Origin of the sequence: Stygiolobus sp. RP850M, assembly GCF_037389295.1 — an archaeon.
Taxonomy (GTDB): domain Archaea; phylum Thermoproteota; class Thermoprotei_A; order Sulfolobales; family Sulfolobaceae; genus Stygiolobus.
Genome location: NZ_JBBHKU010000026.1, coordinates 5001 through 21638 on the forward strand (window position 1 = coordinate 5001; position 16638 = coordinate 21638).

General features: G+C 42.9%; 15 protein-coding genes and 1 rRNA gene (1 of these 16 cut by a window edge). 5 read left to right on the forward strand and 11 right to left on the reverse strand.

Annotation, left to right across the window (positions count from 1 at the left end):
- The 6 genes from WIW52_RS02130 to cutA form a co-directional block, all read right to left on the reverse strand.
- A 16S ribosomal RNA gene (locus WIW52_RS02130) occupies nt 1-836 on the reverse strand; it reaches 657 nt to the left of the window's first position.
- A gap of 1446 nt (nt 837-2282) precedes the next feature.
- Nucleotides 2283-2879 (reverse strand): DUF120 domain-containing protein, encoded by a 597-nt coding sequence (locus WIW52_RS02135; protein WP_443295465.1) that lies wholly within the window; start codon nt 2877-2879, stop codon nt 2283-2285.
- A 60-nt stretch (nt 2880-2939) separates the two neighbouring features.
- A complete protein-coding gene (gene twy1 / locus WIW52_RS02140; RefSeq protein WP_337701146.1) occupies nt 2940-4022 on the reverse strand; it encodes a 4-demethylwyosine synthase TYW1 in 1083 nt (360 codons plus the stop codon).
- A 31-nt stretch (nt 4023-4053) separates the two neighbouring features.
- The gene (gene gatA / locus WIW52_RS02145) at nt 4054-5454 is read right to left on the reverse strand and encodes an Asp-tRNA(Asn)/Glu-tRNA(Gln) amidotransferase subunit GatA (protein ID WP_443295440.1); all 1401 of its coding nucleotides are present in this window, start codon (nt 5452-5454) and stop codon (nt 4054-4056) included.
- Nucleotides 5447-5734 carry an Asp-tRNA(Asn) amidotransferase subunit GatC gene (gene gatC / locus WIW52_RS02150; RefSeq protein WP_337708318.1) on the reverse strand — a complete coding sequence of 96 codons (288 nt, stop codon included), beginning with the start codon at nt 5732-5734 and terminating at the stop codon, nt 5447-5449. The genes gatA and gatC overlap by 8 nt, the downstream gene beginning before the upstream one ends.
- A complete protein-coding gene (gene cutA / locus WIW52_RS02155; protein ID WP_337701140.1) occupies nt 5724-6047 on the reverse strand; it encodes a divalent-cation tolerance protein CutA in 324 nt (107 codons plus the stop codon). Before cutA ends, gatC begins: the two co-directional genes overlap by 11 nt.
- Nucleotides 6048-6083: 36 nt before the next feature.
- Between cutA and WIW52_RS02160 the strand changes: the two genes are divergently transcribed.
- Together WIW52_RS02160 and WIW52_RS02165 are read left to right on the forward strand one after the other, a co-directional pair.
- Nucleotides 6084-6461, forward strand: a complete 378-nt coding sequence (locus tag WIW52_RS02160) for a hypothetical protein (RefSeq protein ID WP_337701139.1) — start codon at nt 6084-6086, stop codon at nt 6459-6461.
- Nucleotides 6421-8043 (forward strand): DEAD/DEAH box helicase, encoded by a 1623-nt coding sequence (locus WIW52_RS02165; protein ID WP_337701137.1) that lies wholly within the window; start codon nt 6421-6423, stop codon nt 8041-8043. Before WIW52_RS02160 ends, WIW52_RS02165 begins: the two co-directional genes overlap by 41 nt.
- Here WIW52_RS02165 and WIW52_RS02170 read toward each other — a convergent pair.
- Nucleotides 8010-8507: a hypothetical protein gene (locus tag WIW52_RS02170; RefSeq protein ID WP_337708320.1), complete on the reverse strand. Its 498-nt coding sequence runs from the start codon at nt 8505-8507 to the stop codon at nt 8010-8012. The two genes, WIW52_RS02165 and WIW52_RS02170, sit on opposite strands and share 34 nt — an antisense overlap.
- 104 nt (nt 8508-8611) lie before the next feature.
- Here WIW52_RS02170 and WIW52_RS02175 point away from each other — a divergent pair, with 104 nt between their 5' ends.
- On the forward strand, nt 8612-8887 hold the full coding sequence (locus WIW52_RS02175) for a hypothetical protein (RefSeq protein ID WP_337701133.1): 276 nt from the start codon (nt 8612-8614) through the stop codon (nt 8885-8887).
- Here the strand turns inward: WIW52_RS02175 and WIW52_RS02180 are convergent.
- Both WIW52_RS02180 and albA read right to left on the reverse strand, forming a co-directional pair.
- Nucleotides 8862-9188 (reverse strand): hypothetical protein, encoded by a 327-nt coding sequence (locus WIW52_RS02180; RefSeq protein ID WP_337701131.1) that lies wholly within the window; start codon nt 9186-9188, stop codon nt 8862-8864. The genes WIW52_RS02175 and WIW52_RS02180 overlap by 26 nt on opposite strands.
- An 81-nt stretch (nt 9189-9269) precedes the next feature.
- Nucleotides 9270-9563, reverse strand: a complete 294-nt coding sequence (albA, locus tag WIW52_RS02185) for a DNA-binding protein Alba (protein WP_156005863.1) — start codon at nt 9561-9563, stop codon at nt 9270-9272.
- Nucleotides 9564-9716: 153 nt separating this feature from the next.
- On the opposite strand from albA, the gene rgy reads away from it, so the two are divergent.
- A complete protein-coding gene (gene rgy, locus WIW52_RS02190; protein ID WP_337708322.1) occupies nt 9717-13178 on the forward strand; it encodes a reverse gyrase in 3462 nt (1153 codons plus the stop codon).
- Here the strand turns inward: rgy and WIW52_RS02195 are convergent.
- Together WIW52_RS02195 and WIW52_RS02200 are read right to left on the reverse strand one after the other, a co-directional pair.
- Nucleotides 13143-13415 carry a DNA-binding protein gene (locus WIW52_RS02195; protein ID WP_156005867.1) on the reverse strand — a complete coding sequence of 91 codons (273 nt, stop codon included), beginning with the start codon at nt 13413-13415 and terminating at the stop codon, nt 13143-13145. The genes rgy and WIW52_RS02195 overlap by 36 nt on opposite strands.
- Nucleotides 13416-13524: 109 nt before the next feature.
- The gene (locus tag WIW52_RS02200; RefSeq protein ID WP_337708324.1) at nt 13525-16329 is read right to left on the reverse strand and encodes a DEAD/DEAH box helicase; all 2805 of its coding nucleotides are present in this window, start codon (nt 16327-16329) and stop codon (nt 13525-13527) included.
- Nucleotides 16330-16398: 69 nt separating this feature from the next.
- Here WIW52_RS02200 and WIW52_RS02205 point away from each other — a divergent pair, with 69 nt between their 5' ends.
- Nucleotides 16399-16638 (forward strand): hypothetical protein, encoded by a 240-nt coding sequence (locus WIW52_RS02205; protein WP_337708327.1) that lies wholly within the window; start codon nt 16399-16401, stop codon nt 16636-16638.

Here is a 16638-nt window from a genome sequence, read left to right on the forward strand (position 1 = left end):
GCTTAACGGCTTCCCTGCGGCACCAGACGGGCTCTAAGCCCGTCTGACACCTAGCCCGCATCGTTTACAGCCGGGACTACCGGGGTATCTAATCCCGTTTGCTGCCCCGGCTTTCGCCTCTCACCGTCGGGCGCGTTCTAGCGGGACGCCTCCGCCACTGGTGGTCCTCCCGGTATCTACGGATTTCGCCCCTACTCCGGGAGTACCTCCCGCCTCTCCCGCCCCCTAGCCCACCAGTATTACCCCCAGTCCCCGAGTTGAGCTCGGGTCTTTAAGGGGTAACTTGGTGGGCCGGCTACAGGCGCTTTAGGCCCAGTAAGCGCCCCGACCACTCGCGGAGCTGGTATTACCGCGGCGGCTGACACCAGACTTGCCCCCCGCTTATTCCCCCGCCTTATTAGAGCGGGGAAAAGCCTCCTTTCGGAGGCACTCGGGGTAGCGCCCTCACGCTTTCGCGCATTGGGGACGTTTCGCGCCTGGTGCGCCCCGTAGGGCCTGGGCCCTTGTCTCAGTGCCCAACTGGGGGCTCCCGCTCCCACGGCCCCTACCCGTTATAGGTTTGGCGGGCCTTTACCCCGCCAACAGCCTGATGGGCCGCAGCCCCATCCTCGGGCGGCTATGAGCGGGAACAGCCCATAGCCCTTTAGGGGAAGAACCGTTCCAGGACTCTTCCCCTATCGGGGATTATCCCCAGTTTCCCGGGGTTATCCCCGTCCCGAGGGTAGGTTAGCCACGTGTTACTCAGCCGTCCGCCACACCCCCTTCCCGGGGGTGTACAACTCCCATGGCTTAGCCCTACCCCGATAGCGGTCGGGTCCGGCAGGATCAACCGGAATCGGGGCGGGAGAGCTTTTCACCACCCTCTGGCTCTCCTCTGTCAGAGGCAAGATGACCGAGGTTATCCCCAGCAAGGGGTTTTTGACCCCGGCTTTCTTGCCCCTCCATTAGTAAGCGTGAGTCCCCCGCGGAAGTGTTTCCCCCGCGGGGTCGTCCGCGAAATATATCTTATACATAAACTATATTTAAAGCTTACTTAGCGGTAAGTTGATCCTATAGCCGTGATCTAACGTCGGTGAGTTTTATAAGTAATGGTTGTGTACTAGTAAAATTTCGCCTTTTTCGTGTCCGAGGTTTTTACTTGCCTAAGTAAATACCCCACGTTAATTTCACATTTTAGTACAAGGGACTTTTGAAAGGGCTGAGGTAGATTAGATAGTATATTCCCGCTTTGATCCTAGAACGACTCTTAATATTTTATATTTTTCAGACCTTATTTTGCGTTTTATAAGTAAACCCGGTAGCTCGAATGCCGGTACCTTGATAGGATACTGCTAGTTTAACCGTAAAAAAGAGAGATAACGATTTACTAGAGGGGCTTAATTTCTTCATAATAGGACAAGTAAGCTTTTTCCACATGCACATTGGACTGTAGCTTTAACTTGTTCGTCTATGTCTTCATAGGGGTTTTATGACTTCTAAGAAGCATTACCCTACTTAACTTAAAGCTTTATAACCTCTCGCTCTGTTGGTCTTCTCCCTAGCCTTTTCGTCTTTTTGGGCAGTATTTGCTTAACTCCGCCGTCTGTTTTTGCCTTATTCTAGTGGTCTGCCATAAAAGGTGAGACTTTCAGCCCTTAATCCCAGTTTATTATTAATTGAAACTTTATTCTGGTTCGGGTGCGGAATTTAAAAATCTGGAAATATTGCACAAGACACAGTAAACGGGATCAACAGTAACGCATCACTACGACCAAATCTCCCAAGAAGTACACAATGCATACATGTGTGCAGGTATACGCGATCGACCTACGATAAGGAAGAGTTTTAGACTACTCTTTTTAAGCCCTTACCGAGGTTAAACCTATCGCTATACGAAGTACTTAACCCGCATAAACCGCCATCGTGTATCCCGCTACGCTGTGAGGTGAGCACAATTATAACCGGCAGACGTGGGATTTTTAACCCTTTAAGTAAAAAACGAGGTTGCCGTTGACAACAGTTTCAGATAAACCGTGAATTTTATGTCATTTGATATCATTTAACATTCCTAGCTCTTCTATAGAAAGTTTATAAATTTTGTAGTTACGTACTGAAATGTGAAGAAAGCCCTACAGTGAACTCGATGAGCAATGCGAGGGAGAGGATGGGTTCGATGAGGCTCCCTATGTCCTTGAAGGGAGTAGTTTAACTCCCGTAGACGGCATGGGGAGGGAAATAAGGGGCATCAGGACGAGAGGATGAATACAAATTAATGAAACCTCAATGAAAGTCCGACCCCTATGTCACAAGAACACTTCTATTACTATCTCGTCCCCATCCTTAAGCCCCAATTTCTCCCTTAAGAAGTAGGGTGAGATCACTTCAATTACACTTTTAGGGTGGGTTGTCCTAGCCGGAATTACGATAGCAGCAGGCGATACGGAGTTTACATTAGCCGGAAACGCTTTTACGCTGCCCAAAACTCTATTCGGTTCCTTATGTTCGGGGATTACTATACCCTTACTTGCGTCGAGGAGTATTCTGTTCTCCATCGAGTTCTTGTCATATATTATAGCGTTTAATGTCCCGGGGTAGGGCTCGAATCCGAGGAACTTCTTAAAGGACTCGGCGTAGTACGGTAGGGACAAGAAGAATCTGCCTTCACCGAGCCCTGAAGTGACCTTGGCTTTGATCTTTATGATTCTGCTTATCTTCAGGATCTCCTCTAAGTCTTTAACACAATGGCTGAAAGCCCTCTCTCCTTCTTCCGTAAGCCTTATTGTTTCCCCTTCCTTAGATATGACCCTCGTTATTATACCGTTGTCCTCTAATTCCTTCAACTTCCTAGACACAGTCTGTTGTGATACACCTAGCGTCTTGGCTATGTCTTGTTGCGTTATGGTATTGTTTAAGGCTACCTTTAGGATCCTGATTACCTCACAAGAGATGTTAAGTTCTTTTCAACTCACACCCTCCGAACAATCTTGTTCAGCTTCCTTATATTCTCCGCTTATATCGTCTTCTACGTCTTTTGTAGACCAGTCCCACTTTTCACTCCACGCGTTCCCGATCTGTATGGGTCTGTCTAATTTGCTGAGTAGTACTATCCTGCTGGGCACGTGTTCGGACAAGAGTTTATATCCCGTGTAGTTTGATAAAATTTTTGCGAATTCTCTCACTTCGCTGTGTCTGGGCATCGCATCTTTAGTCAGCCTGTAAGTCGAGGGACCTACGTGCATGTAAGCTTTTACCTCTATGTAAGTGGGTTGGGATAACTCAATGAGCTTTGCGAACTCTCTTGCGTCTTCTTCACTCATATTGAAGCCCTTGATCATGGTCATCCTGATTACCGTGGGGGAGCTGAAGCTGGGTAGTATCTTTAAGGTCTCCATTACGAGATTCCAAGAGTTTGCTACTATGGGACGGTTTATTATTTTGTGTTTTTTCTCGTTAGGGGCTTGTAAGGATAAGAAGAGTTGTGTGGGCTCTTCTTCGAGGCTGGCCAAGACGTCGGGTCTCACACCGCTGGTGACAAGGAACGTCGTCATCCCCCTCTTATGATACTCACTGATAAGTTCTCCCAGCCTGTTGTAGAGTGTGGGTTCGCCGGTAAGGCTTATTGCTACGTGTTTGGGCATAGTTGCTTCTTTAGCCTTTTCTTTAGGTACTCCTTCTCTGCCGAAATAACCCGAGACTGCTCTCATATGTTCTTCGATACTCTTTTCGGCTATTATCTCCGGATCGTCTTCTATTGGTATCTTAGTCTCGTCCCATTCAAGCCCTATATCTTCTGGCTCGAGCCTCCAGCAGTGTACACACCTGAACCAGCACCAAGCTGCCGAAGGGGACATCTGTACGCATCTGTGACTTTCAATACCGTAGAACTTACCTTTATAACAGTACCTACCGCTTGTGAGGGCTTCGTGAGTCCAGTGGCACTTCTTGTAAACGGAGTGACTGCCCACTATGTGGTATTTCTCTTTCTCGAGTTCTTTCATGATTACGCTGAGCGTATCGATCCTGAAGGTGGGTTTACTTTCCATTAGACTCAAGTATGAGTGTGAGGTAAAAAACTTAAAGGTTAGCCGTAAGGTCGTGATAACCTAGAACTCTTTCTATGGACTTTGAGAGTGAAATGAGGTAGTAGTCAGATAGGTACTTGCCCATCATTTGTAAGCCCACAGGTAGGTTGTTATAAAAGCCTGCAGGTTGGGAGAGTGCCGGGATCCCTGCTAAGTTAGCTAACACCGTGTTTAAGTCCATGGCGTACATCCTCACTGGATCGTCTATGACTTCCCCTATTTTCGGTGGGAGGACGGGCATTGTGGGGGAGAGGATCACGTCGTATTTGCTTAGTATTAAGTCTATTTCGTCTTTTATTAACCTCCTGACCTTTAGTGCCCTTAAGTAGTACTGATCATAATAGCCCGCACTGAGAATGAAGCTACCCAAGAGTATCCTCCTTTTTACCTCGATCCCGAAGCCGTCGCCGCGGTTTTTCGCAAAGGTCTCCTTCCAAGTTCCTTCGTAGTACTTACTGTAACCGTATCTCACACCGTCAAACCTGGCTAGGTTCGAACTGGCTTCCGACATGGCTATGATGTAGTATGTAGGAAGGGCGTAGTCGGAGTACTTTAACTCTACTTCCTCAATCGTAGCCCCTTCACTGGAGAGCTTGTTTATTGCTTTTTTGAACACTGACTGTACCTCTGGCTGGGAGGCGTCCAAGATGTTCTTGAGCAACGCGAACCTGGTCTTGCTTAGGTCTGCCTCGGTTTTAGGAGGAGATTGAGAGATGGTGGTAGCGTCCCTCCAGTCCTCTCCTGAGATCACTGAATAAAGAAGTTCTAAGTCTTCGGCGTTTTTAGCCATCGGACCTATCTGTTCGAGGCTGTTGGCGTAAGCTACTAAACCGTATCTACTCACGGTACCGTAGGAAGGTTTTAGACCGAAGACTGCGTTAAAAGCTGCAGGAGCCCTTATAGATCCACCCGTGTCACTACCCAGAGCTATGTCTACTACCCCGGAAGCTAAAGCCGCTCCGCTACCCCCTGAAGATCCTCCTGGAGTCCTTTCCAAATCCCACGGGTTGTGTGTGGGACCGAAGTAACTGGTCTCGGTTGTCGAGCCCATGGCGAACTCGTCCATGTTCGTCTTTCCCAAGATCACAGCACCTTCTTGCCTGAGTTTTTGAATCACGGTAGCGTCGAAAGGTGGAACGTAGTCTTCCAGCATCCTCGATGCACAAGTAGTCCTTACCCCCTTAGTGGAGATATTGTCCTTTACGGCTATTAACACGCCCTTTAATCTCCCTTGTTTTCTGTTAATTGCTTCCTTTACCTCTTTGAGTACTTCTTCTTTTTTCCTTAACGTTATAAACGCCCTGACTTTTCCTTCGACTCTTTCTATCCTTTCGTAAGTTTTATCTACATATTCTTCTGCTGTTTTCTCATCTGGTGTGAACACTTTAATCACCGTATGTTCTGGGACCTACTATGTACCCGTCTTCTTTTCTCTTTACGTTCTGTAGTGCTTCCTCTCTATTCAACGGCTCTATTGGCTCGTCTTTCCTGAGTTTGCCTGAGGAGAGCGGGTGGAATAGGGGTTCTACATTTGCGAGATCTAATTGATTAATCTTGTTGAAGAATTCTAATATGTTCTGTAGGTCTCTTTTAATTTTTTCTTTTTCTTGACCTTTTATCTCTACTAGGGCTAGGGCTTGTAATTTTTTGAGGAGTTTATCGTCAATTTCCATCTTTTTTCACACTCTCGGTTAACCATTGTAAGTATTCAGGTAAGCCGGAATTAAAGTCGATCGCTATGACTTCAGGGACTTGGTACGTGTGAAGTTCTTTTACCCTTTTTATCACTTTTTCTTTAGCTTCCGCTGTGGTCTTGATAATGACTAGGATCTCATCGTCTTCTACTGTCTTCCCTTCCCATACGTAAAACGACTTTATGTAAGGAACTATGTTCACGCATGCAGCTAGCCTTTCGTCTACTAAGGTTTTAGCTATTTTTTTCGCGTTTTCCATTGTGTTTGTAGTAGAGAGTAGGAGAGAGTACACAAAGATAATTTAAGCATGGGGAGTTAAAAATAGTCCGTGAGGATTAAGGAGCTTCTTGAGTTAGCCCCTTGGAGGGGATTCGAGGAAGGCTTATTTTTGGGCTTGAGTGAGGCTGAAGAGCTAGGGAAGGAGTTTTTGGGCTTTACTCTTTCCAACGGTCATGGGTTGGTTTTACATGTCAACCCTTACGAAGGGGAGGTAAAGGGTGTTTATTTGGTTTTACCGGAGAAGATCGAAGCTAATTACCTGAATTATTGTTGTGTGTTCAACACCAGGTTTGGTAATACCATTTTTATTTACGAGATAATTAATTTATCGGAATACATAAATAGTGTTAGATCTGAAAGTGTTATTTACGTTGAAGTGATCAAAGGTGAGCTTGAAGACTTTTTACATACAGCGTTGGTTAGATGAAGAGACTTTCAAGAAGTTGTTAACCTTCTCACGTTTCGTAGTCAGGGATCCGGAAAAGGGGTCGGTCTTCGTAATAGACCCGGAAAGGGCTAAGAAAAACAGGCTGAAGCTTGACGATATAAAGAGTTTACTTGAAGAGATAGGCGTAGAAGTTGATGAGGGGGTGTTGAAGGAACTGGAGAAGGAGTTACCTAATTACGACGTCGAGTTCTACTTGAGGGGAGAAAAGGTAATAATAAAGCCTCACGTCTACTTGATGGACTTAGTTAAGGACTACTATGAGCAGGGTGTGTTGAAGTACAATAAAGGGAAAAAGGTCTTTGAGACGTACCCTTACTATTATAACTTCTTGAAGACGCGTTTTGAGGAGAACGGGCTTAAGGTAAAGGATCTGGAGTTAAAGGTCAAAGACGTCAACATCAACTTCAGAGGGGAGCTGAGGGAGTACCAAAAGGAGGCACTTGACGTCTGGTTGGAAAAGGGGAGCGGTGTAATTGCATTACCTACCGGTGCGGGAAAGACAGTAATCGGGATAGGGGCTATTGCTTACGTTAAAAAGTCAGCATTAGTTGTGACTTTCACTAAGGTGCAGATGATGCAGTGGAGGGATTCGATCCTTAGGTTTACTGACGTGGAAAAATCGATGGTAGGTCTGTATTATTCTGGGGAAAAGAACGTAAAACCGATCACGGTTACCACTTACCATACGGCTTATAGGCATATGGGGGAGTTGGCTGACAAGTTCGAAGTCCTCGTGATAGACGAGGCTCATCACTTACCCGCAGATAAGTTCAAGGTAATTGCCTTGAGTTCCTTTGCTTCTAGGAGGTTGGCTTTATCAGCGACCCCGGTTAGGGAAGACGGTAAGCACGAGGAGTTGTTTAAGCTGATGGGCGGGTTAATATACTTCAAGACCCCTCAGGAGTTGATACAGAAGGGCTTTCTTGCCCCTTTCGAAATTATCCAAGTTAAGGTTGAGCTAACTCCTCAAGAGAAGTTAGAATATAATAAGCTCTTGAATAAGTTCAGGAGCTTGGCTAAGGGTAGGAAAGTCTCACAATTACTCGAACTGGTAAAGAAAGGTGAGGAGGACGCTGTTGAGGCTATTAAGGTGTACAACGAGTTAAAAAAGTTGACTAACTTGGCTAAGAAAAAAGTGGAGAAGGTTAAGGAGATAGTGGAGAAGGAAAAGGGTAACAAGATCCTGATATTCACTCAGTATGTGGAGCAGGCTGAAGAAATCGCTAACTTACTCAAAGCTTTCCTCATAACGGGGAAGATGAGTAAGAGTGAGAGAGAAAGGGTTTTGTCAGTTTTTAAGGGTATAAAGAGCGGTGTTTTGGTACTGACTACTGTGGGAGACGAGGGGTTAGATATTCCAGATGCTAACGTAGGAATAATAGTGACGGGGACTGGTTCTAGGAGGCAGTTCATACAGAGGTTGGGAAGGTTGTTAAGACCTAGCAACGGGAAGAAAGCAAGGCTTTACGAATTAGTTACTAAGGGTACAGCTGAGGAGTACCAAGCCGTGAAGAGAAAGGAAATAATTTATGAAGACTCGTTATTTTCAGACGAGATGTAATAGTAGACAGAGTAGGCTAAAGGTTCTAAGTAGTTTTTCAGTTGTGTTGTAGTCACGGTGACTTGTCCCGCCTTAAGGAGGAGGATGGGTAGCTCGTTTATCCCGACAAGTACGATCCCGTCAAATCTTTCATCGTTTATTTTGAGTTTGACCTTGCCTAGGGCATGTTTGAGTGTTATCGCGGGTAAAAACCTGGGGCATTTTACCTCTATTTCCCCTTCTATTTCTTTTTTTCCTTCTAGAAATAATACCTTTTCTTTTCCTGTAACTGTGTACCCTTCTACCCAGTTCGGTGTCTCCATTTCTTCTTTACAACTTGGCGAGATTATAGAGAGTGGAGGGAATTCAATTATGTAGCCCCTAATCTTTAGTAGTGCCGGGTGTACTAGTATAATGTCCCCTATTTCTATCTTGCTTTTCTCTCCTGGTCTGCAAATTTTATCGTTTTTATCCACGTAGGGCATTGTGTTATGTTAAGTTTAAAACTACGTGTTTATAAATAATTGTTCGATGAAAGGACTTGTAAGGTCTGAATTATGATGAGTAACTAGGCTGTTGAGTGATCAAGATGAGATGGCTGAAGAAGAGGGAGGTCGTAATTTATTATTTGCTCGAGAAGAAGTTCGGTGTTAATGAGTTCAACTTAGGCGAGGCTATTGATTACCTTTCTCCTTATTTTTCAAAGAAGGTAACAATTAACGTTATTCGTTATTTTTACAAGACTGGGATCCTTGTAAAAACCGGGGAGTTAAGGTATAGAGTTATCCCGTGGGAAGAGTATATGTTAGACGTATCTTTTAAGTACTTGAGAAGGAGGGCTACTCTTCGTCGTAGAATTCGATAGTGATCTTGACTTTAACTTCTTTGTTGCTAAGGGGAGGGATGTTTTGACCGAAATCAACTCCTACTACTACGGGATTTCCTAAAGAGTCTGTAAATTTCACTTCCGCCACATATTTTTTCGATGGTCCTTGGTTTAAAGATCTCATTAATTCCTCGTATATTCTGCTCAACGCCATTTGGAATGAGAGTGGGCTGGACAAGTCTTCAGGTCTAAGCTGTATTGGTACAAAGCCTCCCATGATCTCTCCTATTTTTGCTTTGCCTTCAAATTCTACTTTATAAGATGGTTGTGAGGAACTCATAGTATTCTAAAGATATTATTTACGCCGTAATAATTAAAATTATGTCTAAGAAAAGCGCGGGATAAAAACGCTTTATTACCTTTATGCCTTCTTCCTAATAGCTATTTCTATTGTTGAAACTCTGGACTGCCTACCGTCTTGGCTTGTTACGGTCTGGCTACCGATCCTTATTTCCTTAACCTCTATTTTGTCTGGTAAGAATCTATTCCTAACTATTTCTACAGTGTCTACGGCTTTGCTGATTGCTCTGCCTCTTGCCTTTATTATTATTTCACTTACACCTTGGTTTAGTAGGGTTAGGGCTGCTAATACATAGTTCATTACAGGTTTTTTACCTACTAATACTACATTACTTGGAGTTGCGGCGGTGCTCACATATATCACCCGAATCGCATTATCAGATACTTACTAAGGTAATAAAGTTATCTAAGAGAGTGAAGTGGATAAACTTAGTATTTAAGCTAGACGCCACGATATCACCTACTTCTACGTTTTATAAAATCATACTCTACAAATGCAACATTTAGCATGGTTAAGATTAGGTACTTATTCGGTTGCCCCAATTGTAATGGCCCGATTGAAGTTGACAGACTGTTAAAGGGCTTACCTTGCGAGTCCTGTTTACCCGGATACGCGAAGGAATTAGACGTTAAGACGATCTACGACTTGCTAGTTAAGAATGGCACGTTGAAGAGCTATGCAGAACTATATTATAACTTGGAAATGTTAGAAGAGTTGTCTGAACTGTTCAGGAAAGTAGTAGGAAAAGACCCTTGGCCTTTGCAGAAGTATTGGTTGAGAAAATTGATAAGGGGAGAGAGCTTTTCCCTTTCAGCCCCTACTGGGATAGGAAAGACCACGACTTTGATGGTTTACTCAGTTTATAGAGGGGAAACCACACTATTCATAGTGCCTACAAACTCCCTTAAAGATCAGATTTGTCAGAGGTTAAAGGCTATCACTCCAGAGGTCTCCTGCGGTAATGCAGAGGAAGGAAAGATTAACGTAACTACCTTTTACTCAGTTAATAGAAACACTAAGACTTACGCTGAGATAAAGCCTAAGGTAGTCATCGTTGACGACGCTGATATGATATTAAAAAGCGGGAAGACTACCGAGAGGGTTGCCACTATTCTCCAAATACCTCCTGAAGTATTTGACAAAGCAGTGCAACTGGTAAAGCTGAAGAGGATAGTCTCAGCGAAAGAGGATAAAGAACTCATGGTGAAAGTCAGGGAGCTTGAGGCTGAGGTTTATTCTTGGAGACCCACGTCGCAGTTTGTAGTGTCTAGCGCAACTCTGAGACCAAAAGGGGCTAAGCAGTTAGCGTTAAGGACTTTAGCTGGGTTCGAGCCTTCTACTGTCCAGATATACAGTAGGAATATTGTAGACTCTTACTATAACTCGTTAGATATGGTAGGATTACTGGAAAAAATAAACGATAAAGGGGCTTTGATCTTAGTCTCTAAAGACTATGGTAGGAGTAAGGTTAAGAAAATAGTTGAAGAGCTTAACGGGAAGGGGTTTAGGGCTATTCAAGCTATATCGGGAAGAAAGTTCATGGACAAGTTCTCCTCGGGAGAGGTAGACTACTTAGTAGGATCGGCGAGTTATTACGGTGTGACCGTAAGGGGACTGGACGAGCCTAAGAGGCTGAAATACGTGATCTTTTACGGTGTTCCCAAGACTAAGTTGCCCCTAGAGGAATCTCTAAATAATCCATTCACTACCCTTAGGGTAGCAGAAGGGTTGTCTCTGGACGTGAGTTTACTCAGGAGGAAGTTACTAACATTATCACAGTCTGAAGTACAAGCCTTAAAGTTTGCCCTGAGGAACTCCGAGAGCCTGAACGGTAAATTGGAGGAATTACGCGTCTATTTGATGAAGTTGAAGGAGGAAGTAGTGGATTCGCTCAAGGAGAGGAAGTTGCAAGTGTTGAAACTGGATAACTTCATAGTCAGGAGAGAGGGTAGGAAATATTTCATCTTGATCCCCGATGCGATTACATACATACAAGGTTCGGGAAGGGCGAGTAGGATCCTTAATAACGGTTTTACCTTGGGTCTAAGTGTGGTAATGGTGGACGATAGGGACCTCTTTGAGTTATTGATAAAGAGAGTAAGGAGTTACTCAGGGGAAGCTGTGTTTAAGAGTATTGAGGAACTGGACTTAGACGACTTAAAGAAGGAGATAAGAGAGAGTAGGGAGGGAAAGTCTAGAAGCCTTAACCTAAAGACCGCGTTAATCGTAGTTGAGTCGCCGACTAAAGCAAAAACCATCTCCAGAATTTTCAGTAGAGGCGTAAGGAGGGAGCTTTACGGAGTTCCTGTTTACGAGACTATAATTATAGACGGTAATAATGTAATAGTATCCAATGTTGTAGCATCTAAAGGACATGTAACCGATTTGACTACTGAGAGTATAGGATACCATGGAGTTGAATTGGAAGACGGGATAAGGGTAAACTATTCTCCTATATACAAGTGTTACAATTGCCAGAAGACTGTCACAAGGAGGGCAGATACGTGCCCGTATTGTGGTTCCTCATTACTGTTTTCTTCAGAAAGGATCATTAACGCGATTAGGCTATTGAGCTCTGACGTGGATGAAGTTTATATTGCTACAGACCCCGACCAAGAAGGGGAGAAGATAGCCTTTGACTTATACGCCTTGGTCAGTCCGTACAACAAGAATGTGTATAGGGTATCGTACCATGAGATAACTAAGAGTGCCATTCTGGAAGCAATAAGGAATAAGTCAGGGTTTAATTATAACGCCGTTGATTCACAAATAGCAAGGAGGATTGAGGACAGATGGATAGGGTTTGAGTTGAGCAGTGTATTAAAGTCTGTAATCGGAGATCAAAACAACGGGAGCGGTAGGGTTCAGGGACCAGTCTTAGGGTGGATCGTCCAGAGGACTGAGGAGTATAAGAGAAACATGAGCTGGGTAGTGTACGTAAAGATCGGTAACTATAGCATTAAGAGAATATTCAAGAGTAAAGCTGAAGCTGATGAATTCGTTAAGAGTTTAAACGTTAAAGTCTACAAACTAGGGGAGCGAGTGGAAGAGGTAACGCCTTTACCGCCTTACACTACTGATTCCCTCCTCATAGATGCTTATAATAGGCTTGGGTTAAGTGCCCCTGTCACTATGAGGATCACTCAGGAATTGTTCGAAAGTGGTTTGATCACTTACCACAGGACGGATAGTAGTCACATCTCACCTTTAGGTATCGGTATTGCTAAGGAGTACTTAAGTAAGGTGAACTTGGAAAGTGAATTCCAAGGAAGGAGTTGGGGAGAGAGTGGTACACATGAGGGTATCAGACCTACAAACCCCATGGATTTAAACGATTTGCAGAGGGATATTGAGGAAAACCCGTTTAAGTATTACGTAAAGTTTACTTGGGCTCACTTTAAGGTTTATGACCTGATCTTCAGGAGGTTTATTGCGAGTCAAATGAAAAGTACTAGGGTAACTTATGCAAAGGTCAAGATAGTGTTGAAGGAAGGGGTTGAGGAATTGGTAGAGGTACCGATAAAGGTCGAAGGTGGTTTCTCTCAAATTTATCCTTTAAGGGTCTTTGTGCTAGACGAGAGTAAAGTAGCGAGTGAGATCAAGAAGGGTTCATCGGTAACTCTGTTGGGATATGCAGATGTGATAAAGATCATGAAGGAGAAGAACATAGGTAGACCGAGTACTTACGCAAAGACCGTATCTTCTCTAGTTAAACACGGTTATGTTGTGGAGACTAAAAAGAGGTATTTTCTGTTAGCTTCTAAAAGAGGTATGAAGGCTTATGAGGTGTTAAGTAATAACTTTTCGGACTTCGTAAGCGAAAACAGAACTAGGTTGTTGTTGGACACAATAGACAAGATCTCTAAGGGGTCGTTAAAACTTGACGTGTTTGTTAGAGATTTGTTCGCTGAGGTCAGCAGTGCTGTAAGACCCTTAATAAACTCTTCTGAGCTTGAGGAGAAGGTATGACACCCTTCTCTTGTCTTTTACCTCACTTCCTATGTCTACTTTCTCGAGTTTTACTCCCTCTTTAAGTCTGTCCACGAGTTGGTTGTATATGTCAACTACTTTGTTTATCTCAAAGCCGTTCCCTTTTATTTCCACTTCTTGGGAGCCTTGGTTAAAGAGGCTTATTATATCTAACACGTAGTCTTCTACACTTTTTGTCCTTCCAACTACAATTTCGTTTGACTTTTTCTCACTCATCTAGGATCGGATAGTTGATTACGTTTGAAAAAATAAATCTGTGCTTTGAAACTTACGTGCTTTATCAGTAACACGGGCCAGAATCACCGTTCTTTATCGAAGGGCTTCATCATCCGAACTTTAGGTTCTGAATATAACTTATGGCGTTCAAAACTAAAAATCTGGCTATGCTCTTTTTAACAAAATAGTACTTAGGAGATATCGAAGCTACTAGAGAATCGTTCGGGTCTTTTAATTTCAGCTCTAATATTTCGTCGTACGGTATCCTTTTTAGGAACTCTTCTGGGTTTTTGACAAGATCCTTTACCCTGAATACTGATTCTGTAGCTCCTTCTGACTGGTATGCCCTCATTACCATTACATAGGACTCGTCGAGGTTAATGGGGTTGAAGGAATTATAGTAATCATCGGATTCGGCTATCTCCTTTAAGTCCTCTAATAACGCCCATCTAGTCTCATGAGTGTCCACGTCTATGAAGTTGCAAGTCCTGTACTTAGAACTGGGCTTCCTCATCTTCTTCAGCCTTAATTCTAATGTCTTCTTCGATATTCCTAACATATCTGACAGTTCCTCTACAGTGTAGGCTCCGCCTTTGAGGGCTTGGTAAATACGGATTGAGAGGTCGGAGATCCACGGTTTTATAGGAGAGTGGCTCAGTACGGCTTTACCTAACGGGGATAGCCCGTTGATGTTTATGATCCTTATTTTTCCTTCCTTGATCATCTTTACGTATTTCATAGTTCCCTTAATGCTGAAGTATTTGTTAACGGTCTGCTTTAGGGCTTCTTCTAATATTATCTTATCTTCGCTGCTTACTTTATTTATCTTACCGAAACTGTATTGTATTTCCTTAAGTGTGGCAAAGAAGAGAGGAGACCTTTTTACGGATTTTATAAGCAGGGATTTTAGCTGCTTTTCGTCTAGGTTTATGAGGTCTTGTAACAGATCCTTGTCTACTCCCTTTATTGAAAAGCCGTAAATTGAAGACCTTGCAGAGACATTAAGTGAGTACTTTTTAGTGGCTAAATACAATAGGGCGTGAGATAGTGTATTTGCTATCTTCTCGTTAATAAGGGTTGCATAAACAATTTCATCGTTTTCGTTTTCTATGTAGATCGTCCTTGTATTGGGCAGAGGCAGTTGATGAATACGATAGAATTCCACTAATTTATTCAAAGCGTTCTTCGACTCTTCATCTATAAGACTATCCTCACCGTATAAGTAGTCGTCGATAATGTGTAAGACTTTCTCGATTTGCTTTGTTATTAGACTGGACTTTGATATGTTTTCTCCTTTCCATATTGGGATTTCTCCGTTACCACTTGTAGCAGGGGCTACGTTAATTTGCATTTTATTGATGTCTATATTTACAATCCTCCACAGTTTTCCACTTATCCTAATAATGTCGTTATTTCTCAAGTGTTTGTAGACGTATACCGCGTCTATTTCGCCGATTGTTTTGTTTTCGTAACGTAAGTTGAAGGTTTCGTCGGTACTTATAAAGGAGAAGAATTCGGAAAAGTCCTTCATCCACGTTATTTTGTTGTCTTTATCAAACCTCCAGATCTTGAAGAAGGTTTTGCCGATTTTCACCTTATCGTTCTCCTTCTTTAACAATCCGTTTTGTATCATGTACTCTACTAGCGATAAGAACTTATCGAATTTAAGTCCTTTATAATAGGAGGATTTTGTTATTAGGTTATAGAGTTTTTCAACATCTATTTCGCCGTATTGAAGGGTTATACCTATTATTTCCCTTGCCACGACGTCCATGTAAGGCATGGATTTTGGCGGTTCTACTATCCCCGCTTTAGCGAGCTCATATAAGGATATTGCTTCTAAGATGTCGTAATCGTATAGGCATACGATTTCACCTTTAGAGACTCTGTTTATAGTGTGCCCGCTTCTTCCGAGCCTCTGGAGGAATGAAGAAACTGTGGGAGGTGGTCTATACATTATTACTTTCTTAATGTCTCCTATATGTATTCCAAGTTCTAGTGTTCTTGTACAAATAACAACGTCAGCCTTTCCTTCCCTGAGGTTGTTCTCTACCCTTATTTTCTCTTCTTTAGATATTGAGGAGTGATGGATAAAGATATTTTTCAGTTTACTCCTTTCTAGTTCTTCATACAATCTCTCTGTACTAAATCTTGAATTAGTGAAAAGTAATGTAGGTCTTTCTACCAGTTGGTTTACCAGTTTCGCGGTAGAGCCCCAAAGGTCTTCTCCTTCTTTTTGTTTTACTTTTAGTATTTTTACTTCAAAGTCTCTCGCTCCTTCGACTTTTACTATTTTACTTTCCCTATTTGAAGAACCAAAAATGAGATTGGCTACCTTCTGTTCGTTACCTATTGTAGCGGAAAGACCTATTCTCTGGAAATCGTAATTTGTAAAGTCCTTTAATCTTTCAAGTAATACAGATAATTGTGCCCCTCTTTTAGAGTTTACTAACTCGTGAACTTCATCAATTATTATCCACTTTATATTTCTGTAATTTTCTCTGAATTTACTCGCCCAGTCTAAATCGATTTCCAACCCTTCAGGGGTTGTGACGAGTATGTGGGGTACTTTCTTCAGCCTCAGGCTTTTTTCCTTTTGGGGTACTTCACCGTGTTTTCTGCTTACCGAAAAACCGAGTTTTGAAGTCCACCATTCGATTCTCAAAGTTATATCGTTTATGAGGGCTTTTAGCGGTGTTATGTACAGTACGGCTACGGGCTTGGTCTCGTTACGTAGCATTATGTTAAATATAGGTAACAAAGCGGCCTCGGTCTTACCGTAACCAGTAGGGGCTACAACAAGTACGTTTTTACCCTCGATAATTGGGGTAAAGGTCTCCTTCTGAACGGTAGTGAGGTCGTCCCATCCTTTTTCCTTAATGAGCGACTGCAGTTTACAGTGTAATTTATGCACTAATAATCACCGTTATTTTAATGCACAATACACCGCTATTTTTAAAAATTTAAATTCTCCGTTTGTTGTATGAAAGCAAAATTAGAGTGTATTGTATGCGGGAGAAAATTCCCTGAAGGCCAAGGGATTAAATTAACAATGAAGGGAGAGGATTACTATTTTCACAGCAAGGCTTGTGCTTATACGTTTCTAAAGGAAGCGGTTTATAATGTTGATGTGGACGAGATTTCAGGGATTTTTAAAGAGTTAAGAAAGAAGTACGAGGAAATTGACGAAAAAAAGAGGCAAGCTGCAAAGAAAGTTATATGA